Source organism: Mesorhizobium sp. M0243 (assembly GCF_040321775.1).
GTDB lineage: Bacteria > Pseudomonadota > Alphaproteobacteria > Rhizobiales > Rhizobiaceae > Mesorhizobium.
The window spans coordinates 75,964-101,403 of sequence record NZ_JAMYSF010000025.1 but is presented as its reverse complement, the minus strand read 5'-3'; the positions used below and the strand labels follow the sequence as shown (position 1 = coordinate 101,403).

Below are 25,440 nucleotides of genomic sequence, written 5' to 3'. Positions count from 1 at the left end.
ACCCCCCCCCCCCCCCCCCCCCCACAATCGGGCCGGCCCCGGGGCCCCCCCCCCCCCCCCCGCCCCCCCCCCCCCCCCCCCCCCCCCAAACCCCCCCAACCCTCACAAAAAAAAACCCCGCGCCGCCCCCCCCCCCCCCCTCTTTTGCGTCCAAGACGCGTTCCTGCCTCAGGCCGCCTTCGCTTCAGCCTCATGAAGGGCAAACGACCGTCCGTCAGCGTCGAAGATATGCAGGTCCTCGCCATTGGCGCTCAGCCGCAATGTCGAACCACGCTTGACCTCGACATTGCCGGGCAGCTTGGTCACCAGCGGCAGGTCGGCGCGACCGATGTCGACATAGACCAGCTGAACCTCGCCGAGCTGCTCGAGATAGTCGACCGTCCCCTCGAACAGATAGTCCGCGCCGCTGGCGATGATCAGGTCCTCCGGCCGCACGCCAAAGCTCACCGCAGCACCCTTCGCCGAAGCAGGCGTTGCGATCGGCACGGTTGCCTTGCGTCCGCCGACATGGCTGACGACGGTCGGATTGCCGGTCTTTTCGATGGTCGCGGGCAGGATGTTCATGGCCGGCGAGCCAATGAACTGGGCAACGAACAGATTGCCGGGCTTCTTGTAGAGGTCCATCGGCGTGCCGACCTGCTCGATATGGCCGTCCTTGAGCACCACGATGCGGTCGGCGAGCGTCATCGCCTCGACCTGATCGTGGGTGACGTAGATCATGGTCGTGTTGGGCATCGATTCCTTGAGCTTGGCGATTTCGATGCGGGTGGCGACGCGCAGCGCCGCATCAAGGTTTGAAAGCGGCTCGTCGAACAGGAACACCTTCGGATTGCGCACGATGGCGCGGCCGATGGCGACGCGCTGGCGCTGGCCGCCTGACATCGCCTTGGGCAGGCGGTCGAGATATTTGGTCAATTGCAGGATCTGGGCGGCCTGACGCACACGGCGGTCGATCTCGGCCTTGTTCTCTTTGCCGATCTTCATCGAGAACGCCATGTTGTCGTAGACGGTCATGTGCGGGTAGAGCGCGTAGGACTGGAACACCATGGCGATGCCGCGCTTCGACGGCGGCACGTCGTTCACCACTTCGCCGGCTATTCTAAGCTCGCCGGAGGTGATTTCCTCGAGCCCGGCGATCGATCTCAGCAATGTCGACTTGCCGCAGCCCGACGGGCCGACGAAGACGATGAACTCGCCCGACTTAATATCGAGGTCGATGCCGTGGAGAATGTTCAGATTGCCGTAGGACTTCTTCACTTGTCTTAGCGTGACATCGGCCATTGGTTTCCTCCAGTGATTGGAAATTCAGTCGAGACGCCCGAACCAGGCGCCGTAGCCGCCAAGCTCGATGGAACCGCTGTTCGCCTGCCCCGAAAATCCGTGCCCGGGCAGAGGTTGCAGCGATCGGCCGCCAAGGTCAACCTTGGCCGGCCCTGCTCCCAGATTGAAGACGCAGACGATCTGCTCGTTGCCTGCGCGGCGCGTGAAGGCGACGGTATCTCCCTCACTTTCGATGAAGGTGATGTCGCCCTTGGCGAGCGCCGGATGGGCACGCCGGAAGGTGAGAAAGCGTCGGTAGTGCTCAAGCAGCGAAGCCTCGTCGCCCTGTTGGACATTGACCGCTTGCGCTAGATGCTTGGCCGGCACCGGCAGCCAGGGCTTTGCTGGGGAGAAGCCGCCATTCTTGGCGCCGCCATCCCACACCATCGGTGTGCGGCAGCCGTCGCGGCCCTTGAATTCCGGCCAGAAGCGGATGCCATAGGGATCCTGCAAATCCTCGAATCGCAGCTCTGCTTCACCGAGCCCAAGCTCCTCGCCCTGATAGATGCAGACCGAACCGCGCAGGGACATCAGCAGCGCCGAGATGACCTTGAGATAGGCGGTCGGGTCGGCCTCATTGGCCGCCCAGCGCGAGGCCGGACGCATCACATCATGGTTAGAAAAGGCCCAGCACGACCAGCCATCGCTGGCGACCTTGCCGAAGGATTCCAGCACCGAGCGGACCTTGCCCGCGCGGATCTTTTCCGGCGCCAGGAAATCGAAGGAGTAGCACATGTGCACGCGCTTGCCGCCGGCGGTGTAGGCGGCAACCACTTCAAGCCCGCGCTGCGAATCGCCGACCTCGCCGACCGCTGCGGTTGCCGGATATTCATCGAGCAGGGTACGGAACCGTTCGAGGAAGCCGAGGTTCTCGGGCCGGCTCTTGTCGTAGAGATGGTCCTGGTAGTTGTAGGGGTTGACCGCCGGCGCGGTCTGGTCGTTGCGCTCTTCCGGCGGCAGCGGCGGATTGTTTTCCAGACCCTGGCTGTGGAAGTAGAAATTGATGGTATCGAGCCGGAAACCATCGACGCCGCGTTCCAGCCAGAAGCGGGTGACGTCGAGCAATGCGTCCTGGACTTCGCGGTTGTGAAAGTTGAGGTCGGGCTGTTCGGCCAGGAAATTGTGCATGTAATATTGCTGGCGACTGGTGTCCCATTGCCAGGCCGAGCCGCCGAAGATCGACAGCCAGTTGTTGGGCGGCGTGCCGTCCGGCCTGGCGTCCGCCCAGACGTACCAGTCGGCTTTCGGGTTGCTGCGGCTCGACCGGCTTTCCTTGAACCATGGGTGGTTGTCGGCGGTGTGCGACAGCACCTCGTCGATCATCACCTTCAAGCCCAGCCTGTGTGCCTCGGCGGTCAGCGCGTCGAAATCGGCCAGCGTGCCGAACATCGGATCGACATCGCAATAGTCTGACACGTCGTAGCCGAAATCCTTCATAGGCGACTTGAAGAACGGCGAAATCCAGATGGCGTCCGCGCCGAGTGCGGCGATGTAGGGGAGGCGGCCTATGATGCCCTTGAGATCACCGATGCCGTCGCCATTCGAGTCCTGATAGCTGCGCGGATAGATCTGGTAGATCACCGCGCCCCGCCACCAGTCGCGATCGATGGCGAGGTCAGGCTTCGAGCTGGCCTTCAAAGCGGATTGCATCGTCTCAGCCTCCTTTCACCGAGCCGGCAAGCAGCCCGCGGACAAAATAGCGCTGCAGCGAGAAGAACACGATCAGCGGCACAATGATGGTCACGAAAGCCGATGTCGTCAGAATCTCCCAGTCGCCGCCGCGCGAGCCCAACAGCGCGTTGAGCTTGGCGGTCAGCACGATCTGGTCTGCCTCTGTACCGAGGAAAACCATCGCCACCAGCAGATCGTTCCATACCCACAGGAACTGGAAGATGGCAAACGAAGCCAGCACCGGGAACGACAGCGGCAAGACGATCTTGACGAAGATCTCGAAATCGCTGGCGCCGTCGATGCGCGCCGATTCCATGATTTCGCGCGGCAAGCCGGCAATGTAGCTGCGCAGCAGGTAGATGGCGAAGGGCAGGCCGAAGCCGGTATGCGCCAGCCAGATGCCGAGATAGGTCTTCGACGGCATGCCGAAGAAAGCGCCGACGCCATTATAGAGTTTCAACAACGGGATCAGCGACATCTGCAATGGCACCACCAGCAGGCCGATGATAACCGCGATCAGCAGCGCCCGGCCGGGAAACCGCATCCAGGCCAGCGCATAGGCGGCAAAGGCGGCGATCAGGATCGGGATGATTGTCGCTGGGATAGTGACGGTCAGCGAATTCATGAATGACCGTCCGATGCCCTCGGAGAACAGCACGGTTCTGTAATTGTCGGTGGTGAATTTCGGCGGCGCCGATGAGGCATAGTAGATGCGCTGGCCGCGATCGCCTTCGAACGCTTTCGGGGACTGCATGACGAAGCTGCCGTCGGCATTGAGTTGCAAGGTCACGCCGTCGCCGAGATCGGCTGTCGTGCCGGAGGTATACTGCGTCGGCGCCGCCGATTTGACGCCGAAGGCGCTGATGTCGCGCTTGGCGCCGTCGCCGAAGATATTGCCTTCGAGGACGAACTTGCCGTCCTTCTCGGCTTGCGCCGAGGCGGGCGGCAGCCGGCCGGCTTCCGTCTGGGTGGAACTGGCGAACGAGTTCCACCATCCCGAGGCGATGATCTGGTTCTTGTCGCGCAGCGACGAGACCAGGATGCCGAGCGTCGGTATGGTCCAGATCGCGACGAAGATGAGCACGGCGATGTGGACGCCAAAGCGGCTGGCGAAGGAATTTCCGGTCGCGACGGCCATCTCAATGTCCTCCCGTCTCTTTGTTCGCCTGGCGGATGTTCCAGACCATGATCGGAATGACCGCGATCATGATGATGATGGCAATGGTGGCGCCGCGGCCGAAATCGCCGCCGCCGCGGAACATCCAGTCGAACATCAGATTGGCCAGCACCTGGCTGTTCCACTGGCCGTTGGTCATGGTCAGCACGATGTCGAACACTTTGAGCACCAGAATGGTGATCGTGGTCCAGACCACGGCGATGGTGCCCCAGATCTGCGGCACCATGATCTTCCAGAAGATCTGGAACGGATTGGCGCCGTCGATGACAGCGGCTTCCAGCGTTTCCTCGGGGATGCCGCGCAGGGCGGAAGACAGGATGACCATGGCAAAGCCGGTCTGGATCCAGATCAGGATGATCATCAGGAAGAAATTGTTCCAGAACGGCAGCGATATCCAGACCTGCGGTTGGCCGCCGAAATGCTGGATGATGGCGTTGAGGATGCCGATCTGCGTCTGGCCTTCGCCCCGATACTCGTAGATGAATTTCCAGATGACGCTGGCGCCGACGAAGGAGATCGCCAGCGGCAGGAAGATCAGGCTCTTGGCGATCGTGCCCCACCAGATCTTGTCGGTGAGCACGGCGATGATCAGCCCGAGGAAGGTGCAAGCTGCCGGCACCACCGCGAGCCAGATGATGTTGTTGAGGATCGAGTTGCGGAACTCGCGATCGCCGAACGCCCATTCATAGTTCGCCAGGCCGACGAAATTGATGCCGCTGCGATCGAGGAACGACAGCCGCAGCGTCTCGACCACCGGATAGATCAGGTAAATGGTGAGGATGATCATCGCCGGACCGACGAACAGCCATGGCCGGACCAGCCCTTGCCGGCGCAGATTGTCGATGGCCGCGGCACCGGCGACGCCGCGTGACGGGAATATCAGGTCGACCAGCCTGTTGGCGCCCCAGAAATAGGCGACGCAACCGCCGACCCCGATGATGATGACAGTTATGGCCGAGAAAATCTGAGCCGCCATGGGTCCCTCTCCCCCTGCGCATGATCCGACAAGGAATGACCTTGGTGACGGGGACCAGGCGCCGATTCAGTTGTTTGGAGCACGTCATCGGCGGTTTGCGCACATTGCCGATCGCGCTTCATGTCAATGCGCTCATGACGAAAGGCTGCGGCACGGGCCGCCGTCGGATCCGGGCCAGTAGGGCCCGGACCCAGTGCGAGAATGGTTGGTCGCTTACGTGCCGGCCGCTACTTGATCGCGTCCCAGCTCTTCTGGATGTCGGTGGCGACGTCCTGCGCCGACTTGCCGCCGACCAGGTCGATCATGCCGGTCCAGAAGGCGCCGGCGCCGATCTTGCCCGGCATCAGGTCGGAACCGTCGAAGCGGAAAGTCGAGGCATTGGCGAGGATTTCGCCCTGCTTCTTCAGCGCGTCGCTGGCATAGGCATCCTTGTTGACCGACTTGAGCGGCGTCACGAAGCCGCCTTCGGCCATCCAGATCTCGTGGGCGAGCGGCATCTTCAGGAATTCGATGAACGCGCGCGCACTCTTGCTGTCCTTGGTGATCATCGCCAGCGTACCGGCGCCGAGCACGGGCGTGCCCAGTTCAGGCTTGGAGGCATAGGGCGGGAAGTAGAAGAAGTCCGCGTCCTGGCCGACCTTGGTGCCTTCCGGGAAGAAGGTCGGGATGAACGATGCCTGGTGGTGCAGGTAGCATTTCGGCGGCACCGAAAAGAGACCCTTCGGACTGTCGCGGAAATCGGTCGCCGCAACCGCCTTGGCGCCGCCGTCGACCATCTTGTCGTCGGTCGCGATCTTGCCGAATATGTCGATGGCGTTGACCACCGCCGGATCGTTGAACGGAATCTCGTTCTTCACCCATTTGTCGTAGACCTCCGGAGGCTGGGTGCGCAGCATCAGGTCTTCGACCCAGTCGGTCGCCGGCCAGCCGGTGGCGCCGCCGGAGCCGAGGCCGATGCACCATGGCTTGCCGCCATCGGCGATGATCTTCTTTTCGAGATCGGCGAGTTCTTCCTGGGTCTTCGGCACCTTGTAGCCGGCTTCCTCGAAATTATCCGGCGAGTACCAGACCAGCGACTTCACGTCGGCCTTGTAAGGGAAGGCGAAGAAGCCCGGCTTGCCGTCTTTGTCCTTGAAGGTGCCGAGATCGACCCATGACTGGCCGGCGCCATAATTGTCCTTGACCCATTTGGCGGTGTCGTCACCGAGTGGCGTCAAAAGGCCCTTCGATGCCAGATCCTGGATCAGGCCCGGCTGGGGCAGCACGGCGATGTTGGGCGGGCTGCCGGCCTGTGTGTCGATGACGATCTGCTGCTCGTAATTCTCCGAGGAGGAGTATTTGATCTCGACGCCGGTGGCTTCCGAGAAATAGTCGAGAACGCCGCGCACCAGGCCTTCGTCCTCGCCGCGCCACGGCCCGAAGATCGACAGTGTCTCACCCTTGAGGTCGACTTTCTTGAGTTCTTCGTAGTTCGCCCAGTTGAAGCGCTTGTCTTCGCCGGGCTTGAACTTCAGTTCGGCCTGCGCGGGCGCGTTCAGGGCGAACGTGGCAAACGCAGCACCCAGCAAAAGCATTTTCTTCATCGGTATTCCTCCCAGTGGGTCTCACACACCGGACGGAACCTCCATTCCGCCCGCCGACGCCGCAGGACTGTGACTCAGTCGGAAAGGAACCGCAACCTTTCGAAGAGTCTTCCAAAGCGCTTTGGCTTTTTCGATCACGCCATTGAATTGCCAGGAAGTCAAGAGGCTGGCGAATTAATCGATTTAGGTTCGCGCATCTTAACTCCTGAAAGTGCGCTGCAGCATACTATTATGGCGATGCAGCAGCAATTTTTGTTTCAAACACGCCCAAACCGCGTCTATGGTTCGGCTTGTATGGCTCGGCCTCGGTGGCACTTGGGTCGATTCAATTTAAAAGCGCTTTGAGGGAATGGAGACTTTCGTGAACCTCAAGCAGCTCGCCCACATGCTGGCACTTTCGCAAACCACGGTAAGCCGCGCTCTGAACGGCTATCCCGAGGTCAACGAGGAAACGCGCAGGCGTGTCATGGATGCCGCCAAGCGCCATGGCTACCGTCCCAACCCGAGCGCGCGCCGGCTGGCGACCGGCAAGACCGGCATGATCGGCTATGTCCTGCCGACCGGTGCGTCCGTCGACATCGATCCGCATTTCGTCGAGTTCCTGTCCGGTCTTGGCGACTATGCCCGCTCGCACGAGCTCGATCTTGTGCTGTCGCCGGCCGACGCCGACGACCAGGAAACCACCTACCGGCGCATCGTCGCCAACCGGCAGGTCGACGCCGTCTACATCTCCTCGCCGCGGCCCGTTGACCGGCGCGTGGCGCTGGTCAACACGCTCGGCATTCCCTTCATCGTCCATGGCCGCAGTGAGGGCTTCGACTTCGACTATGCTTTTACCGACATCGACAATGAGGGCGCCTTCCACGAAGCGGCCAGGCTGCTGATCCAGCTCGGTCATCGGCGGCTGGCGCTGATCAATGGTGACGACCGCGAGACCTTCGCCATCCATCGAGAACGCGGCGTGCGCCGGGCGCTTGCCGCGAGCGGACTGACATTGAGCGAACGCCATGTCTGCTCGGTCGATATGACCGAGGAGAACGGCTATCGCGCCACCAGGCGCTTGCTGGAAGAGGACGACGCGCCGACCGCGATCGCCTGCTCCAGCCTGATCATGGCGCTGGGCGTCGTGCGTGCGGTGCGCGACCTCGGCCTGAGCATTCCGGGCGACGTGTCGCTGATCGCTCATGACGATGTCTTCCCCTGGCTGAGGCCGGAGAATTTTTCGGTGCCGCTGTCAACGACGCGTTCATCGATCCGTCTGGCCGGCGCCCGTGTCGCCGAGCGGCTGGCGGCACGGATTTCCGGCCTGGAGGAGGGTGCCCGCGGAGAGGTCTGGCCGGTCGACCTGGTGGTTAGGGGATCGGTGGCGGGGGCGCCTGTTTAGAACTGTCTCCCGAAGCGCTGCAAGCGCCGACCTTACTCCTTCGCAGCCCCTGCCGCCTTGATGTCCAGCAGCCCGTAGCCGAAATCATTGTCGCGTCCCTTTGGGCCGAGATCCCTGGCCGTCGCCGCGAGCGCTTTCTCGATGTCGTCGGCCGAACGATCAGGCGCGGCATGGATGAGATTGGCGATGGCGCCACTCACGATCGCCGCCGCAAACGAGGTGCCTGTGACCACGTCCGAACCGCCGCCGCTCGGCGCCACCATCTCGACGCCGGGCGCCGAGATGAAGACATAGGCGCCGCGATTGGCCTGCGGCATCAGCCCATCCTTGGCGTCGGTGGCGGTGACTGCGATGACACCATCGAAGGCCGCCGGATAGCCATAGGGCGCCTTCGGCCCGTTGTTGCCGGCTGCGGCGACCAGCACCATGCCGAGTGCGCGGGCATTGCGGCAGGCGACGCCGAGCAAATCGTTCTTCGGCCCGACGAAGCTCATATTGATGATGCGCACGTCCTGTTCCGCCGCCCAGTCGAGCGCCGACAGGATGACGTCCATGGTCGACTTGCCGCCCTCGAAGGCGCGGGCGTGATAGATTTTTGCGCCCGGCGCCATGCCTTCCAGCACGCCGACGCCGGCGATCAGCCCGTCGATCGACGTGCCGTGATCGCGCTTTTCGATCGGCACGTCGGGCATGGCGTCGAACTGCCCGGCAATGACGCCCGACAGCGCCGGGTTGGTGTCGTCGATGCCGGTGTCGATCACCGCGATGCGAACGTTTTCGCCGCTGGCCTGTTTGGAATCGAGCGCGATATGATCGAACGCATAGTTGACGATGCCGGCGGCCTGCTGCAGCGAATACACATGATTGGGCTCGCGCCGCTGTGTGCGGCCGTCGGCGGCCAGTTGCGCCAGCACGACGCCGACGGGCCGGCCGTCGGGAATGCCGAAGCGCACCAGCGTGGTGCCAAGCAGCCGCGACTGGCGCTGCGAGCGCACCTGCAGGCCGAAGGAGGCGGCGATCTGCTGCACGGCACCGGCATCGCCGTCGACGGTCACCAGCACCTCGTCGGGCACGAAATCGCCGACCACGGCGCGCCGCGGCTGAACGGCGATGAGATCGGTCGGCGAGACGATCGGGCCGCCAGGCGGGGGGCCGGCTTGAGTATCGGCAGGCAGCGTCGCGGGTGCCGGCCGTGGCGTCGGCACAGGGGTCGGAGGCGCCTCCGGGTTGGGAAACAGGTCGACGATCAGCGCCGGCAGGAAGACGGCGCCGGATTGGCCTGCGTCCGATCCGCCCTTTGTGTCATTGCCGTTCTTGGCGCAGTCGGCTCCCGCCGCATTGGTCCCGTCGCGGCAGTCGATTTTGGTCTGGTCTGGATTGGGGTCGTTGGTCTGCGCCGACGCGGGCACGGCGACGATTGTCATCGCCGCCGCAAGGATTGCCGCAAATCGAATGACTGCCTCAGCCGCCATCAACGGGTTTCCTTCCCTCGATCACAGTTTCCGTGAAAGCCTGGGCGGCAACAAGGCCGATTTGCTTGTTGTAGTCGGCAGCGGTCGGGGCCGGAATGCCAAGCCGGAACACGCCGTCGGCGGTCGGTCCGCCGATGATCTTCAGCCCGTTGCTGCCGAGGAAGGCGGATATGTCCGACATGTTGGCATCCGGCTTGAACTTGACCAGGGCGAACGGCATTTTCGCCGGATCGTTTTCCGCGCCGGCAATCTCGAAATCATTGCCTTTGCCGCCTGGTTCGACAAACGACTGCACCATGACCAGGGCCAGCAGAACCGCGGCTGCCGCCCAGGCGACACCGACCGGCACCGCCATGAAGCGGCCCCAGGCCTGCGCCAGCCAGGACGATCCTGCCGGCTTGCGCGCAGGCCCGGCCTCGGCGTCGAGTGCCTTGGCAAAGCGGCTGAGCGCATCGGCCGGCGGCCGGATTGCTTCGTTGGCGGCCGTGGCGCCGGAGAATTCGGCTTCAGCCTCACCAAGGGCGGCAAGTGCGGCCGGATCGCTGGCCAGCCATTCCTCGACCGCTTCCAGATCGGAACCTTCCAGCGAGCCGTTCAGGTAGAACGGCAGCAGCGTTTCCATTTCGTCGCGGCGCGACATCTTTTCAGCGGCGCTCATGGCCACCCCCTGTCGTAACCGGCGGCCTTGAGGGCCTCTCCGAGTTTCTTGCGGGCGTAGAACATCCGGGTCTTGACGGTGGCGACCGGAATGTCGAGCACCTCGCCGATCTCGCTCACCGACTGTCCGTGATAATAGGCAAGATCGATGACGACGCGATGCTCTTCGGGCAAGGTTTCGACGAAGCGCCGCAGGGCGGCGGCCTTGTCTTCCTTCATGGTGACGACTTCCGGCGTGTCGGCGCCGTCGGGCACCGCGGCGGCGGCCTCGTCGTCGATCCAGTCTTCCTTCTTCTTGCGCAGAAAGGACAGCGCCTTGAAACGGGCGATGCCGAGCAGCCATGTCGAGACTTCGGAGCGCCCTTCGAAGCCCGGCGCCTGGCGCCACAGCTCGAGGAAGACTTCGTTGGCGATATCGTCGGCCATCATTTCCGATCCCGTCTGGCGCGTCACGAAGCGGTAGACCCGCGCATGGTGACGCATGAACAGGAGCCGCACGGCGGCACGGTCGCCCTTCGCGACCCGGTCGACGAGAGCGCGATCGGTCTCCGTCGCTGCCGTCATGGCCGGTCGAGCCGCCTGGCTCCTGTCTGCTCTGTCGCTGATCGGTCCAAAAAGGTTCATCCTCCGCCAAGGAATTTTTAGGAGGCTAACCGAAGAGCGGGGCGGTTGCCAGAGCATCCCTTCTCCCCCGTCACTATACGGGGAGAAGGTGCCGGCAGGCGGATGAGGGGCGGCGCCGGCGTTCGCTGTTCATATGCCATGTTGGCGCTGCCCTCATCCTTACCCTCTTCCCGTAAAGGACGGGGAGAGGGGACGCCAACGGAGCGCTTGTCACCCCAAAAACGGCTTCGCCTTCATCGTCTCCGGTATTGCCACACCCAGCCGGCTCAGCACTGTCGGCGCCAGCTGCAGCTGGTCGAGCAGCGTGTCGGCCTGCGGACCCTTATCTTGTCCAAAATAGTACAGCGCGAAATCCTGCATCTCGTCGTCATGGCCGCCATGATGGCCACGATCGGTCTGGCCGTGATCGGCGGTGACGATCACCTCATAGCCGGCTTCGATCCAGCGCGGCAGGAAGGCCGCCAGCATGCCGTCCATCGCATAGACGGCATGGTCCATCTCGTGGCAGTCGTGGCCGAAGCGGTGTCCCATCGAGTCCAGCGTGCAGGTGTGCAGGATGCCATAGTCGATGCCATGGCGTTTCGTCAGCATCGTCAGCGTGGCGAACAGGTCGACATCGCTCGGCGTCATCTGGTTGCGGAGATTGTAACCAGTCATGGTGTGGAAGCGGCCATGCGTGATCGGCCCGCTTGGCTCGTCGAATTCCATATCCTCGACCAGGTCGAACGGATAGGCGCGGAAGAATTCCGACCAGTAGGAATGGGTCACCGCCCCCGTCTTGCCGCCTGCCTTGCTGACCTCGGAGAAGATATCGGGCTGCTCGACGCGGAACCGGTTCTCGTTGGAGAGAATCCCGTGCACCTGCGGTGAAACCCCGGTGTGGATCGACGCATAGCAGCAGGCCGAGGTCGACGGCAGCACCGAGCGCATTTTCCAGACGCGCGCCTCGCCCGATTGCACCCAGCCTTCGAGATTGCCCATCAGCCGGCGCCAGTTCCGGTAAGGCACGCCGTCGAGGATGATCAGCAAAAGCTTGGATTTGAGCGCCATGGGCGGCTCCTTGCGGCTTGGCAGTTGAAACGGAACGCCGTGTGCCGTCTTGGGCACACGGCGTTCTTGATAGATGAAATCGGACGATCAGAGTCCGCTCAAGCGTTGAGCCAGCACTCGGCAAGCGCGTAGCCGTCCATCATTTCGCCGATAGGGCTCTTGGCATAGCCGCCGATCTTGTTGGTGGCGGCCGCGTCGATGAACTGGTTGAAGAAGGGCACGATCAGCCCGCCTTCGTCACGCATCATCACTGCCATATCGTGGTAGATCGCCTGGCGCTTGGCCTGGTCGAGCTCGCCGCGCGCGGTAAACAGCATCTTGTCGAATTCCGGCCGCTTGAAGCGCGTGTCGTTCCAGTCGGCGGTCGAGACATAGCCGGTGGAATACATCTGGTCCTGCGTGGCGCGTCCGCCCCAGTAGGAGAGCGAGAAAGGCTGCTTGTTCCAGACCTCCGACCAATAGCCGTCGCCGGGTTCGCGCTTGATCTCGATCTTGATGCCGGCTTTGGCGCAGGACTGCTGATAGAGCTGTGCGGCATCGACGGCGCCCGGGAAGGCGACGTCCGAGGTGCGCAGCACGATCGAGCCGCTGTGGCCTGATTTCTTGTAGGCTGCCGCCGCCTTGTCCGGATCGAACTTGCGCTGCTCGATGTCGGCGGAAAACAGCGGATAGGCCTCGTTGATCGGGAAGTCGTTACCCACCGAGCCATAGCCGCGCAGGATCTTTTCCAGCATCTCGTCGCGGTCCATGGCTAGCTTCAGCGCCATGCGCAGATCGTTGCTGTCGAAGGGGGCGGTGTCGCAGAACATATTGAACGGGTAGTAACCCTTGCCCGAGACGTTCTCGATGGAAACGCCGGCGATGCGCTTGACGAGATCGACGACCTTGGGTTCGACGCGGTTGATCATGTGCACCTGGCCGCCCTGCAAGGCTGCAAGCCGTGCCGTCGCATCATTGATGACGATGATCTCGACCTGGTCGGCATGGCCGGCCTTGTCGCGCAGCCAGTAATTGGCGAAACGCTCGCCGCCATGGCGCACGCCGGGCTGGTTGACGCTAACTTTATAGGGACCGGCGCTGATGCCGGCGTTCGGATCGTCCTTGCCGCCATTCGGCTGGATGGTGAGATGATAGTCGGCCATCAGATAGGGGAAGTCGGCATCGGCGTCGCCGAGCGTGACGATGACCTCCTTGCCGCTCGCCTTGATCCCCTTGATGTTCTTGAGGATGCCGAGTGCTCCGGACTTGGACTTCTCATCCGCATGTCGCTCGATGGTGGCGGCAACATCCTCCGCGCCGACCGTCTTGCCATTGTGGAACTCGATGCCGTCGCGGATCTTGATTGTCCATGTCTTGGCGTCGGCCGAGGCGCCAATCTCCTCGGCAATCAGGTTGACCAGCTTGTTGTCCGGTGTGAGGCGCACGAGATACTCGCCCCAAAGCTTGCCGAAGCTGAAGGTAACCTGGCTGAGGTTCAACGCCGGATCGAGACTGTTGGTGGATTCACCGCCCTGCAGGCCGGCCTTGATGATACCGCCCTTCACCGCCGTCTGGGCAAATGCCTTGCCGGCCAGCGCCGGCATCAGGGCCGCCGATACGCCGAGCGCGGCGGCGCGCCCGAGAAAGGCGCGACGCGATATCCGGCCTTGACCGGCGAGTTCAGCGAGATAATCGAGTTCAGTCTTCATGTCCTACCCCTGTTTAAAAGTCGTGCGAGCGGCGCTTGTCCCGAAGGACGTGTGGCGTTCTAGTGTTGCATCCGGATGACGGTCGCCGGCGCCCCGATGTGGCGGCTTGATCTGACGCGATTTCCAGGGAAGCGCCCTGCATTTCTTCCGGGAGTACTGGTCTCCAGTTTTCCCGGAATTGCTTTAGTTCCCCGCGCTGGCCATGCGCCGTCCCTTGATTGCCTTTTCCAGCCAGCCGATTTCCATCTCTGGAACCGAGGAGAGCAGGAGGTCGGTATAGGCGTCGAAGGGCGGGCTCAGCACCTTGCTCTTGGGGCCATAGCGCACCACTTCGCCGCGATACATCACCGCGATCGAATCGGCGATAGACTTCACCGTCGCGAGGTCATGCGTGATGAACAGATAGGCGACGTTCTCTTCCTTCTGCAGCTCGAGCAGCAGCTCGAGAATGCCGTGTGCCACCAGCGGATCGAGTGCCGAGGTGACCTCGTCGCAGATAATCAACTTGGGCTTGGCGGCAAGTGACCGGGCGATGCAGACGCGTTGCTTCTGGCCGCCGGAAAGCTCGGCCGGGTAGCGATCGGAAAAGCCCTTGCCCATCTCGATCTTGTCGAGCAGTTCGGTAACGCGCCTGTCGCGCTCGCGGCCGCGCATGCCGAAATAGAATTCGAGCGGCCGGCCGATGATGGTGGCGACGGTCTGGCGCGGGTTCATCGCCACATCGGCCATCTGGTAGATCATCTGCAACTGGCGCAGATCCTCCTTCGGCCGGTCGGCCAGCCGGTTGGCCAGCGGACGTCCGTCGAAGGTCACCGTACCCGCTTCGGGTGGCAAAAGCCCGGTGATGGCGCGTGCCAGCGTCGATTTGCCGGAGCCGGACTCGCCGACCACGGCCAGTGTCTGGCCCGGATAGATGTCGACCGAGACGTTCTTCAGCACCTTGATGTCGCTGCGGCCATAGGCGGCGGTGACGTTCTTCACCGACAGGAACGGCGTCGTGCCGGGTTTCTGCTCCTGGTGTTCGATCTCATGCACCGAGACCAACGCATTGGTGTATTCCTGGCGCGGCTCCTTGATGATCTGCCTTGTGCCGCCCCATTCGACCAGCCTTCCATGGCGCAGCACCATGATCTCGTCTGAGACCTGGGCGACGACGGCAAGGTCGTGCGTGATGTAGAGCGCCGCGACATGGGTGTCGCGGATGGCGTCCTTGATCGCCGCCAGCACGTCGATCTGCGTCGTCACGTCGAGCGCCGTGGTCGGCTCGTCGAAGACGATCAGGTCCGGCTCCGAGCACAGCGCCATCGCTGTCATCACGCGCTGCAACTGGCCGCCCGACACCTGGTGCGGAAAGCGCTCGCCGATGGTTTCGGGGTTCGGCAGGCTGAGCTTCTTGAACAGCGCAACCGCGCGCTTCTCGGCCTCGGCACGTGTCGCCGTACCGTGCAGCAGCGTGGCTTCCACCACCTGGTCCATCAGCCGGTGCGCCGGGTTGAAGGCGGCTGCCGCCGATTGCGCGACATAGCAGACCTCGCGGCCGCGTAATTTGCGGAAGCCGTCCTTGCCGCCCTTGAGGATGTCGCGGCCGTTCAGGATCACCTCGCCGCCGGTGATGCGCACGCCACCGCGGCCATAGCCCATCGACGACAGGCCGATGGTCGACTTGCCGGCGCCGGACTCGCCGATCAGGCCGAGCACCTTGCCTTTTTCAAGCGTCAGCGAGACATCGTGCACCAACACGATGTTCTTTGGCGGCTCGCCGGGCGGGAAGACGGTGGCTTCGATACGCAGATTGCGGATGTCGAGCAGCAGGCCTGATTTCGCTTTGGTGTCGGCCATCACCCGCGTCCTCCCTTGAGGCTGGTCGTCCGGTTGAGCACCCAGTCGGCAACCAGGTTGACGGAAATCGCCAACAGTGCGATCGCCGCCGCCGGGATAAGCGCGGCCGCGATGCCGAAGACGATGCCGTCCTTGTTTTCCTTGACCATGCCGCCCCAGTCGGCGTCCGGTGGCTGCACGCCAAGGCCGAGGAACGACAGCGTCGACAGGAACAGCACGGCATAGATGAAGCGCAGGCCGAGTTCCGAAACCAGCGGTGACAGTGCGTTGGGCAGGATCTCACGGAAGATGATCCAGCCGCTGCCCTCACCACGCAGTTTCGCCGCCTCGACATAGTCCATGACGTTGATGTCGACGGCGACCGCGCGCGACAGGCGATAGACGCGGGTCGAATCCAGAATGCCCATCACCAGGATCAGCGTCACCAGGTTGGTCGGTAGCACGGACAGCACGACGAGACCCATGATCAGCGTCGGGATAGACATCAAGAGATCGACGAGGCGCGACAGCAGCGTATCGAACCAGCCGCCGAAGACGGCCGCCGAGAAGCCGAGGATGGCGCCGAGCGAGAATGACAGCGCGGTGGCCAGCACCGCGATGAACAAAGTGATGCGGGCGCCGTAGATCATGCGCGAAAGCAGGTCGCGGCCGAGATTGTCGGTGCCTAGCAAATGAGCAGCCGACATCGGTTCCCAGACATCGCCGACGATTTCGCCATTGCCGTGCGGCGCGATCCAGGGGGCGAAGACCGCCGCCAGGACGAACAATGCCGTCAGCACGATGCCGATCAGAGCCGGGATGGGGATGCGTTTGATATCGAGCATATCCGCCCCCTATTTCGGGTGTCTGAGACGCGGATTGGCGACGATGGCCGCTATGTCCGCAATGATGTTCAGGCTGATATAGACGGCGGCGAAGATCAGGCCGACCGCCTGCACCACCGGCACGTCTCGCTTGGTGACGTGGTCGACCAGATACTGTCCCATGCCTGGGTAGACGAAGATCACCTCGACCACGACGACGCCGACGATGAGGTAAGCGAGGTTGAGCATGACGACGTTGATGATCGGCGCGATCGCGTTGGGGAAGGCGTGCTTGCGGATGACGTTGAAGGCCGACAGGCCCTTCAGTTCCGCTGTCTCGACATAGGCCGACTGCATGACATTGAGGATCGCCGCGCGTGTCATGCGCATCATGTGGGCGAGCACGACCAGCGTCAGCGCTGCCGCCGGCAGGGCGATCGCCTGCATGCGCTCGCCAAAAGGCATGCCGTCATAGACGGTCGAGATGCCCGGGAAGATTTGCCATTTCACGGCGAAGAAATAGACCAGCACATAGCCGATGAAGAACTCGGGAAACGAGGTCGAGGCCAGCGCCAGCCCGGAGATCAGCTTGTCGACCCAGCCATTGCGGTAGCGCACCGCGATCAGGCCGAGAATGATCGCCAGCGGCACGGCGACGATCGCCGCCCAGAAGGCGAGGAACAGCGTGTTCCACAGCCGCCCCTTGATCGACGTGGCGATATCCTGCCCGCTCGACATGGCCGTGCCGAGATCGCCGGTCAGCACACCGCCGAGCCAGCGGAAATACCTGATATAGGCCGGATCGTTGAGGCCGAGCTGCTCGCGCAGATTGGCGAGCGACTCCGGTGTCGCCGATTGCCCGAGAATGGCTTGCGCGACATCGCCGGGCAGGATCTGGGTGCCGGCGAAGATCAGGACCGAAACGGCCAACAAGAGGAGAATGCCCAGCGCAACGCGCTGGGCCACCAGTTTCAAGATGGGTGAGGACATATCCGCAAGGCCAAGCTCAGGCTTCGAGCCAGCACTTCGCCAGCGCGTAACCGTTCATCAGCTCCTGATGCGGATCGTCGACCCAGCCGCCGACCTTGGCGCCGGTAGCGTCGATGAACTGGTTGAACATCGGCAGGATCAGGCCGCCCTCGTCTCGTACCAGGACAGCCATGTCATGGTACATCTGCTTGCGCTTGGTCTCGTCGAGCTCGGCGCGCGCGGCCAGCACCATTTTGTCGAAGTCCGGGCGCTTGAAACGCGTGTCGTTCCAGTCGGCGGTCGACAGATAAGCGGTGGAGTACATCTGGTCCTGGGTCGAGCGGCCGCCCCAGTAGGAAGCGCAGAAGGGCTGCTTGTTCCAGACCTCGTTCCAATAGCCGTCGCCGGGCTCACGCTTCAACTCGATCTGGATGCCGGCCTTGGCCGCGCTCTGCTGGAACAACTGCGATGCATCGACAGCGCCCGGGAAAGCGACGTCCGAGGTCCGCAGCAGGACGGCGCCATCGTGGCCCGACTTCTTGAAGTGGAACTTGGCCTTGTCGGGATCGTACTTACGCTGCTCGATCTCGGTAAACAGCGGATAGGACGCATTGATCGGGAAGTCGTTGCCGAGCGAGCCGTAGCCGCGCAGGATCTTGTCCAGCATTTCCTCGCGGTCGATAGCCAGCTTCAGTGCCATGCGCAAATCGGCGTTGTCGAACGGCGCCGTGTTGCAATGCATGATGAACACGTAGTGGCCTGGACCCGCGTGGTTGCGGATGGTGACGCCCGGCAGGCGCTTGATCAGGTCGACGATCTTCGGCTCGACGCGGTTGACCATATTGACCTGGCCGCCCTGCAGGGCGGCCGTGCGCGCCGTCGCATCGTTGATGACGATGATCTCGATCTGGTCGGCATGGCCCATCTTGTCGCCCTGCCAGTAATTGGCGAAACGCTCGCCGCCATGGCGCACGCCGGGCTCATTGGTCGTGACCTTGTAAGGACCGGCCGAGATGCCTGCGTCGGCCTTGTCCTTGCCGCCATTCGGTTGGACGATCAGGTGATAGTCGCTGAGCAAATAGGGCAGATCGGCATTGGCTTCCTTCAGGGTCAGCACGACTTCCTTGCCGCTGGCCTTGATGGTCTCGATGCCCTTCATGTAGCCGAGCGCGCCGGATTTCGACTTCTCGTCGGAATGGCGCTCAAGTGTGGCGGCCACGTCCTCGGCGGTCACCGTCTTGCCGTTGTGGAATTCGACGCCGTCGCGGATCTTCAGCGTCCACACCTTGGCGTCGTCCGACGAGCCGATCTCCTCGGCGATGCGGTTCTCGAGCTTGCCTTCCGGCGAAAGCTCGACAATCAATTCGCCCCACATCTTGCCGAAGGCGAACGGCACCTGAGTCATGAACAGTGCCGGATCAAGGCTGTTGGTGGACTCGCCGCCGACAAGTCCGGCCTTCAGTGTGCCGCCCTTGACCGGACCTGCCGCGCGTGCAGCGCTTGAAAGCAGCGAATTAGCGAAGGGTGCGGAGATACCGAGCGCCGCCGCCCGGCCGAGAAAATCACGACGGCTCAGTTTGCCCGACGCGACACGCCGGCTAAGAAATTCCAGTTCGTTCGACATTTTGAGTTCCTCACTCTGTTGGTTCGACTCTGCGGTCGTTTTTCTTGTTTCTTGTGAGGAGAATAATGACCGCAAGGGAAAGCGGTAAGCAAGACCGAATGCGACATGCCGTGGCGTAAATCGTACGTCGCAATTGGACCAATGAAATCGGCGCTCAAAGAAGCGCGCGCGGCACCTTCTCCTCGAAATTGCGCTCGAAGACGAGCGTTTCGTCCTCATAGGCCTCGATTCTGGCGCTGACGATGAAGTTTTGCGCGTCCGATCGCATTTCGGCTGTCGTTTCGGTGCGTACCGACCATCCGTTTCGCGACAGGGTCTGTGTCCAGTGCGTCTTGCCCGAGGCCGACAGCGGATCGTCGGGATGGATCGTCCAGGTCTCGCGGGCAATGCTGCCATTGGCAAGACCGTGATCGAGATCGCGGACCTCACCGAAATCATCAATGATGAAAAGCGTCACGATTCCCGTCTTTTCGTCACGATCGATATGGCGCTCGGAATTGCTGGCGCGGATCGTCTCCGTTGCCCAGGGAGTGGCACCTTCCGGTTCGGCGAACGCCGCTTCGTCGTCTGTCGCCAGCGGCCGCAGCGGCAAGCGGAGCGTCGCCGCCGACAAGGTCAGCCGGACCGGCTCCGGCGACGGCCAGATGGCAGGCCAATAGGCGTTCGAAACGGCAACACGCAGGTGGTGGCCGGGCGGAACGCGATAGCCGCATTGATCGAGCACGACGCGCACGAACACGGTTTCGCCCGGCACCAGCGCTTCGGGAAATTCATGCGAATTGCGATGCGTCAGATTGAGCACGCCGTAGGAAATCAGCTCCGACGCGCCATCGGGATGCACGTCGCACAGCCGGATCGCAATGTTGGCCTGCGGACGGTCGGAGGACAGCCGCAATTCGACTTCCGGGGCGCCGACGATGTCGATGGCCTGACTGAGTTCCGGCTGGTCGAAACACACCGACAGCGCATCGTCGGGGCGCTGATCGCCTGGCAGTTCGGGGCCGAAGGTGAAGGGAAAATACTCGCCGCCAGCCAAGCCGCAGCTTTGCGGCGAGGCAACGATGGCGGGTTTTTCCGTTGCGGGGATCAGATCGACCGTCTGCGTCTTGATGGTTGGCGAGGGCCATTGCTGCTCGGCAATCCAGCGGCCGGGACGCTCGGGGTGCCAGCGCGCCGGACGCACGCTGTCCATGACATAGGCGCGGTAGGCCGGGTCGGACTCGACACCGGTTTCGACACTCTTGAGCCAGCGGTCCCACCAGCGCAAGGCCTCCTGCAGGAAGCCGATGGCGGGTTTTGGTCCTGCGTAATGCGGGTATTTGTGGATCCATGGCCCGATAATGCCCTTGACCGGGGCTTCGATGTTGCTGGCCAGATGCGAGACCGTGTTGCGGTAGCCGTCATGCCAGCCGCCGATCGACAGCACCGCGGCTTTGACGGCGGAAAAATCCTCACAGATCGAGCCGCGCTTCCAGTAGGCATCACGGTGCTGGTGCTTCAGCCACAGCGGCGCCAGGAAGGATTGGTTCTCCAGCCGGGTCAGCCACAGATCGCGCCATCTGTTGTCGCCGGCCAGCAGCGGGTCCGGCGGCCGCGACGAGTAGGACAGCATGGTCGAGGCCCAGCCGAAGTTCTCGATCAGCAGGCAGCCGCCCTTGTAGTGAATGTCGTCGGCGTAGCGGTCGACGGTCGAGCACAGGCTGATCACCGCTTTGAGCGCCGGCGGCTGCTTGGCCGCCACCTGCAGGCAGTTGAAGCCGCCCCAGGAAATGCCCATCATGCCGACATTGCCGTTGCACCAGGGCTGGCTTGCCGCCCAGGCGATGACGTCGCAGGCGTCCTGCAATTCCTGCTCGGAATATTCGTCGTCCATCAGCCCTTCGGAATCGCCATTGCCGCGCATATCGACGCGGATAGAGGCATAGCCGTGGCCGGCGAAATAGGGATGCGTCAGCTGATCGCGAAAGATGGTGCCGTCGCGCTTGCGGTAGGGCAGATGCTCGAGGATCGCCGGCACCGGATCATCGCCGGCATCTTCCGGCATCCAGACCCGCGCCGACAGCCGGCAGCCATCCGGCATGACGATGCCCATATCCGGGAACTCGACGACCTTGCGGGGAAATTCGGTGACTGTTTTCATGGCCCGCATAACGCCCCGCGGCGCGACGACTTTCAATCACCATTCGCGACTGGAGCAGCGAAAAATGCGACCTGTGCCGCTACCGCAATTCATCCAGCAGTTCAGGATGTTTTTCCAGCAGCGTCATCAATTGAATGGTCGGGCCACTCGGCTCGATCAGGCCCCTTTCATACTTGTCGAAAGCATTCTCGCCGACCTTGAACAGGGATCCTGCCTCGCGCTGCGACAGATTGAGCTTTGTGCGCATGCGGCGGATGGTTGCCGGGGCCGGCACGCCATCGATCCTCTCCTTGAGGGCGCGTAGTGCGGCATCGACGGCAGCCATGTCGCCTCCGATATGCACACCCTCGTCACCGGATGCTGGATAGTAACCCGGAAGGTCGACAATTATGCTCTCGCCCTTGTACGCCACTGTGAATGGACGCACGTCACGCGTGAGCGTTTCGCCGGTTTCGGGGGAAATCATGGTCCGATTTTCTTCTCTTGTCGCCATGGTCATTTCTCCTTGAACGACATGACCGTGAACTCGGTCACGACATCCGCTTGGAATTTCACGTAGAGGATCAGGTCGCGCACGGGCACGTGATAGGCATCCTGCCAGACCCGGTGATCCGCAAAGGTCGTCATGGATTTCACGAACATTTTCCTCGTCATGCCGCCGATTACCTCGACGGCGCCGGCACGGTCGAAGCCAAGGCCTGTGGCATCCCGCAGAGCGGACGTCGTGATCGCCAGCGTATCGACAGACCCGAACGTCGTCTTGATGGCATCAAGATCGGAGGTGGGCCTTTCTCCATGACGCAATATGCCACCATAAAGGTGGCAATTCAAGGGTGCCCCCCGGTAGGCCGAGAGCCCTAATTCAGCGGGATGTCGTTATCGTCCTTGTTCGCCTGATAGACGCCGGACAGATCATCGTAGCGCGCCGAAATCGCGCCGATGCGTATTTCCAGCCGTTGCCGCTCTACCTCGGGCAACGCTCGCACCAGCCTGCGGATAGAAAAGCTCTTCCAGTAGGCATTCTCGGCATTGTAGCCGCCGGGGTCGAGGGTGAAGACCTCTTTCAGGATCTTCAGATCGTGCGGGATGGCAAAACTGTCGCGCGAATCCTCGTGGCTGAACAGATAGTAGAAATTGTCGAAGCCAGTCCAGGTGATCGCCGACAGGCAGAGCGAGCAGGGCTCATGCGTGGCGAGGAAAATGGCGTCTCTTGTATCGACGCGCTCCGCCTTCGGCATTTCGTAGAAACGTTTCAGGCAGTGCACCTCGCCATGCCAGAGCGGGTTTTCCCTCTCGTTGTTGGTCTCGGCCAGCACCAGCGAACGGTCGTCCTTGCGCAGGATCGCCGCGCCGAACAGCTTGTTGCCATGGACAACACCGTCGGCCGTCTTCGGCACGATGTCGTGTTCGATCACGTCGAGCAGGCGGTCGATCAAAGAAATGTCGGTCATTTCAGGCTCTCCTGCTGCATGTCGCCCAAAAGTGCCCCGGTTTTGGGGTAACGACATGCACAAAAAATTAAGGGAGATGGATCTCGTAAGCATGCGAGAAATGGAATTCTTCGAGATTGGAGCCGTCGCCGCCCCGGTCGACGATCAGGAAGTCCTGAGGCTCGCCGAGCGGCGTCAGCACGCCATGCCAGAGATTGCGGGAATAGTTGATACCTTGTCCGGGTGCGGTGGTGAAGGCATGCGGCTCGCCCGGCCCCTCATCGCCATCATGGCAGACGACGACCAGGAATGGGCGCGGCGACAGCGGGATGAAGGCCTGGCTGCCGAAGGGGTGGCGCTCGACCATGCTCAACTTCAGCGGCAGTTCGTAAGGCGTGCCGCGCACCATCGAGATCAGCACGCGGGCATTCGGTCCGATCGCCTCGGCGGTCGCCAGATCGTGATAGCGTTCCGCGCGGCCGCCATTGATCGGGTAGTGGTTGTCGCCGCCCATATCGATGACGTCGCCGAACGGAGCAAAGCTCTCGCGGGTCAGTGGCCGCGCAATGATCCGCGTCACGGCGTCCGCCCGGGGACACCGGCGCCGCCGAGCTTGGCGTGCCGGTTCACGTCCTTGTAGAGCAGATAGCGGAATTTTCCCGGGCCGCCCGCGTAGCAGGCCTGCGGACAGAAGGCGCGCAGCCACATATAGTCGCCGGCCTCGACCTCGACCCAGTCCTGGTTGAGGCGATAGACCGCTTTGCCCTCCAGCACATAGAGCCCATGCTCCATGACATGGGTCTCAGCGAAGGGAATGACCGCGCCGGGTTCCAGCGTGACAATGGTCATGTGCATGTCGTGGCGCAAATCGGCCGGATCGACGAACCGCGTCGTCGCCCAGCGGCCTTCGGTGCCGGGCATAGGGGTTGGCGCGATCTCCTGCTCGTTGGTGAAGAAGGCTTCCGGCACATCGAGACCGTCAACCACCTCGTAAGCCTTGCGAATCCAGTGGAAGCGCACGTCGGCCTTGCTTTCGTTGCGAACCGTCCAGCCGCTGGCCGGCGGCAGGAAGGCAAAGCCGCCGGGCCGCAAGACATGCTTCTTGCCGGCAAGCAGAACCGTCAACTCGCCCTCGACCACGAACAGGGCGCCCTCGGCGCCGGCATCGGGTTCCGGCCGCTCGCTGCCGCCGCTCGGCGCGACCTCGACAATGTATTGCGAGAACGTCTCGGCAAAACCGGATAGCGGTCGCGACAAGATCCAGGCGCGGGTCTTGTCCCAGAACGGCAACGCACTGGTCACGATGTCCTGCATCACACCCCGGGGAATGACGGCATAGGCCTCGGTGAAGACGGCGCGGCCGGTCAGAAGCTCGCTCTGGCCGGGGTGGCCGCCATGTGGTGCGTAATAGGTTCGCTCGGGCATCCTGATCGTATCCATGGGTTCAAACCTATTGCGGAAGCATGTCTTTGAGGCGGAGCAGCGCGATGCGCTCGACCTGTTTGCAGGCGGTTTCGAATTCGACGCCGCGGCTGTTGCCGATGCGCGCCTCGAATTCCGCCAGAATCTCTTGCCTCGTCTTGCCCTTCACCGCGATGATGAAGGGGAAACCGAAAGTGGTGACGTAGGCGGCGTTGAGCTTGGAAAACAGTTCGCGCTCCTTGTCGGTCAGCGCGTCGAGGCCGGCCGAAGCCTGTTCCCTGGTCGATTCCGCCGTCAGCCGTTTGGCCTTGGCAAGTTTGCCGGCAAGGTCGGGATGAGCGTTGAGCACGGAAAGCCGCTCGGTTTCGCTGGCGGACCGGAAGACACGGCAAAGCGCATTGTGCAGGCCGCCTGAAGTGTCATGCGCCGGGCCCAGTTCCAGTTCGTAGGCGCGTTCGGCGATCCAGGGCGAATGCTCGAACACGCCGCCGAAAGTGGGGACGAAGGTCTCGAATTCCATCTTCGAGGGGCGGAGTGCCGCCGGTTGATAAGGATTGACCTCTTGCCAGTGGCGGGCGATGTCGATGCGCCGCGCCAGCCAGACCCTGTCGTGCGACTTCACATAGTCGACGAAGCGCTTCAGCGCCGCCACCCGGCCCGGCCGCCCGACGAGGCGGCAGTGCAGGCCGATGTTCATCATGCGTGGCCGGCCTGCCTTGCCCTCGGCATAGAGCGTGTCGAAGCTGTCCTTCAAATAGGCAAAGAACTGGTCGCCGGAGTTGAAGCCCTGCGGCGTTGCGAACCGCATGTCGTTGGCGTCGAGCGTATAGGGAATGATGAGCTGCGCGCCGCCATCATGCTCGAACCAGTAGGGCAGCTCGTCGTCATAGGTGTCCGACACATAGTCGAAACCGCCTTCTTCCGCCACAATCCGCACTGTGTTGATCGATGTGCGACCCGTATACCAGCCGGTCGGGCGCGCGCCGGTCACTTCGTAGTGCAGCTTGATCGCCGCCTCGAGGTCGCGGCGCTCATCCTCGGCGCTGTGGTCGCGGTAGTCGATCCATCTCAACCCGTGCGAGGCGATCTCCCAGCCGGCTTCCTGCATGGCCGTGACTTGATCCGGCGAACGGGCGAGCGCGGTGGCGACGCCATAGCAGGTGATCGGCACCTCGGCCTCGCTGAACAGCCGCAGCAACCGCCAGAAACCGGCGCGGGCACCGTATTCGTAGATGGATTCCATGTTCCAGTGGCGCTGGCCCACCCAGGGTGCCGCGCCGACGATTTCCGACAGGAAGGCTTCGGACGCCTTGTCGCCATGCAGCACGCAGTTCTCGCCGCCTTCCTCGTAGTTGACGACGAACTGCACGGCGACATGCGCGCCGCCAGGCCATTTCGGGTCCGGCGGATTGACTCCGTAGCCGCGCATGTCTCTGCTGTAACGCATCGTCCCTCCCGCCGGGCATGGCCCGAAGTATGATCAGAATATCGAAAGGGTGCTTCTCGCATTCCCCCGAAAATTTTTGAAAGTGTTTTTGTCGCACTCCGCTCGACCGGGACTTATGCATCGCCTTTAATTGGCGCACAATTCACTGTTGATACTTGATCGTA

At 62.6% G+C, this 25,440-nt stretch carries 22 protein-coding genes; 1 reads left to right on the top strand and 21 read right to left on the bottom strand.

The features are described from left to right. Positions 1–168: 168 nt before the first annotated feature. The 5 genes from NKJ11_RS26350 to NKJ11_RS26330 form a co-directional block, all read right to left on the bottom strand. On the bottom strand, positions 169–1,281 hold the full coding sequence (locus tag NKJ11_RS26350; RefSeq protein ID WP_352794649.1) for an ABC transporter ATP-binding protein: 1,113 nt from the start codon (positions 1,279–1,281) through the stop codon (positions 169–171). A gap of 24 nt (positions 1,282–1,305) precedes the next feature. Next, positions 1,306–2,970: a beta-galactosidase BglA gene (gene bglA, locus NKJ11_RS26345; protein WP_352794647.1), complete on the bottom strand. Its 1,665-nt coding sequence runs from the start codon at positions 2,968–2,970 to the stop codon at positions 1,306–1,308. 4 nt (positions 2,971–2,974) lie between these two features. Next, entirely contained in the window at positions 2,975–4,129 is a 1,155-nt protein-coding gene (locus NKJ11_RS26340; protein ID WP_352794646.1) for a carbohydrate ABC transporter permease, read from the bottom strand. Position 4,130: 1 nt separating this feature from the next. After that, complete coding sequence (locus tag NKJ11_RS26335; RefSeq protein WP_023813648.1) at positions 4,131–5,144, bottom strand: carbohydrate ABC transporter permease; 1,014 nt, start codon at positions 5,142–5,144, stop codon at positions 4,131–4,133. A 227-nt stretch (positions 5,145–5,371) separates the two neighbouring features. Beyond that, positions 5,372–6,727 carry an ABC transporter substrate-binding protein gene (locus NKJ11_RS26330; RefSeq protein ID WP_127267791.1) on the bottom strand — a complete coding sequence of 452 codons (1,356 nt, stop codon included), beginning with the start codon at positions 6,725–6,727 and terminating at the stop codon, positions 5,372–5,374. Between the two features lie 361 nt (positions 6,728–7,088). On the opposite strand from NKJ11_RS26330, the gene NKJ11_RS26325 reads away from it, so the two are divergent. Then, on the top strand, positions 7,089–8,111 hold the full coding sequence (locus NKJ11_RS26325) for a substrate-binding domain-containing protein (protein WP_023813647.1): 1,023 nt from the start codon (positions 7,089–7,091) through the stop codon (positions 8,109–8,111). Between the two features lie 32 nt (positions 8,112–8,143). Here the strand turns inward: NKJ11_RS26325 and NKJ11_RS26320 are convergent, their stop codons facing one another. The 16 genes from NKJ11_RS26320 to puuE all read right to left on the bottom strand — a co-directional run bounded on the left by NKJ11_RS26320 (position 8,144) and on the right by puuE (position 25,276). After that, on the bottom strand, positions 8,144–9,583 hold the full coding sequence (locus tag NKJ11_RS26320) for a S8 family serine peptidase (protein WP_023813646.1): 1,440 nt from the start codon (positions 9,581–9,583) through the stop codon (positions 8,144–8,146). Further along, a complete protein-coding gene (locus NKJ11_RS26315) occupies positions 9,573–10,241 on the bottom strand; it encodes a hypothetical protein (RefSeq protein WP_023813645.1) in 669 nt (222 codons plus the stop codon). Before NKJ11_RS26315 ends, NKJ11_RS26320 begins: the two co-directional genes overlap by 11 nt. Next, on the bottom strand, positions 10,238–10,804 hold the full coding sequence (locus NKJ11_RS26310) for a sigma-70 family RNA polymerase sigma factor (RefSeq protein ID WP_023813644.1): 567 nt from the start codon (positions 10,802–10,804) through the stop codon (positions 10,238–10,240). Before NKJ11_RS26310 ends, NKJ11_RS26315 begins: the two co-directional genes overlap by 4 nt. A gap of 270 nt (positions 10,805–11,074) precedes the next feature. After that, positions 11,075–11,914, bottom strand: a complete 840-nt coding sequence (locus NKJ11_RS26305) for an alkaline phosphatase family protein (protein ID WP_023813643.1) — start codon at positions 11,912–11,914, stop codon at positions 11,075–11,077. A gap of 98 nt (positions 11,915–12,012) precedes the next feature. After that, entirely contained in the window at positions 12,013–13,602 is a 1,590-nt protein-coding gene (locus tag NKJ11_RS26300) for an ABC transporter substrate-binding protein (protein ID WP_128302766.1), read from the bottom strand. 183 nt (positions 13,603–13,785) lie between these two features. Then, complete coding sequence (locus tag NKJ11_RS26295; protein WP_023813641.1) at positions 13,786–15,441, bottom strand: ABC transporter ATP-binding protein; 1,656 nt, start codon at positions 15,439–15,441, stop codon at positions 13,786–13,788. Then, complete coding sequence (locus tag NKJ11_RS26290; RefSeq protein WP_023813640.1) at positions 15,441–16,265, bottom strand: ABC transporter permease; 825 nt, start codon at positions 16,263–16,265, stop codon at positions 15,441–15,443. Before NKJ11_RS26290 ends, NKJ11_RS26295 begins: the two co-directional genes overlap by 1 nt. A gap of 9 nt (positions 16,266–16,274) precedes the next feature. Further along, entirely contained in the window at positions 16,275–17,234 is a 960-nt protein-coding gene (locus NKJ11_RS26285) for an ABC transporter permease (RefSeq protein ID WP_127289704.1), read from the bottom strand. Positions 17,235–17,250: 16 nt separating this feature from the next. Continuing rightward, the gene (locus tag NKJ11_RS26280; protein ID WP_352794644.1) at positions 17,251–18,837 is read right to left on the bottom strand and encodes an ABC transporter substrate-binding protein; all 1,587 of its coding nucleotides are present in this window, start codon (positions 18,835–18,837) and stop codon (positions 17,251–17,253) included. 154 nt (positions 18,838–18,991) lie between these two features. Continuing rightward, entirely contained in the window at positions 18,992–20,977 is a 1,986-nt protein-coding gene (locus tag NKJ11_RS26275; RefSeq protein WP_352794643.1) for a CocE/NonD family hydrolase, read from the bottom strand. Positions 20,978–21,056: 79 nt separating this feature from the next. Continuing rightward, positions 21,057–21,476, bottom strand: coding sequence for a type II toxin-antitoxin system MqsA family antitoxin (locus NKJ11_RS26270; protein ID WP_050592750.1), 420 nt, complete (start codon positions 21,474–21,476; stop codon positions 21,057–21,059). Further along, positions 21,473–21,781: a type II toxin-antitoxin system MqsR family toxin gene (locus tag NKJ11_RS26265; RefSeq protein WP_352794642.1), complete on the bottom strand. Its 309-nt coding sequence runs from the start codon at positions 21,779–21,781 to the stop codon at positions 21,473–21,475. The genes NKJ11_RS26270 and NKJ11_RS26265 overlap by 4 nt, the downstream gene beginning before the upstream one ends. A 53-nt stretch (positions 21,782–21,834) precedes the next feature. Beyond that, positions 21,835–22,428: a nucleoside deaminase gene (locus tag NKJ11_RS26260; protein ID WP_128302769.1), complete on the bottom strand. Its 594-nt coding sequence runs from the start codon at positions 22,426–22,428 to the stop codon at positions 21,835–21,837. A gap of 67 nt (positions 22,429–22,495) precedes the next feature. Further along, positions 22,496–22,987 carry an ureidoglycolate lyase gene (locus NKJ11_RS26255; protein ID WP_128302770.1) on the bottom strand — a complete coding sequence of 164 codons (492 nt, stop codon included), beginning with the start codon at positions 22,985–22,987 and terminating at the stop codon, positions 22,496–22,498. Then, positions 22,984–23,847, bottom strand: coding sequence for a bifunctional allantoicase/(S)-ureidoglycine aminohydrolase (locus NKJ11_RS26250; RefSeq protein WP_128302771.1), 864 nt, complete (start codon positions 23,845–23,847; stop codon positions 22,984–22,986). The genes NKJ11_RS26255 and NKJ11_RS26250 overlap by 4 nt, the downstream gene beginning before the upstream one ends. A 10-nt stretch (positions 23,848–23,857) precedes the next feature. Then, positions 23,858–25,276, bottom strand: coding sequence for an allantoinase PuuE (gene puuE / locus NKJ11_RS26245; RefSeq protein WP_352794641.1), 1,419 nt, complete (start codon positions 25,274–25,276; stop codon positions 23,858–23,860). Positions 25,277–25,440 lie beyond the last annotated feature (164 nt).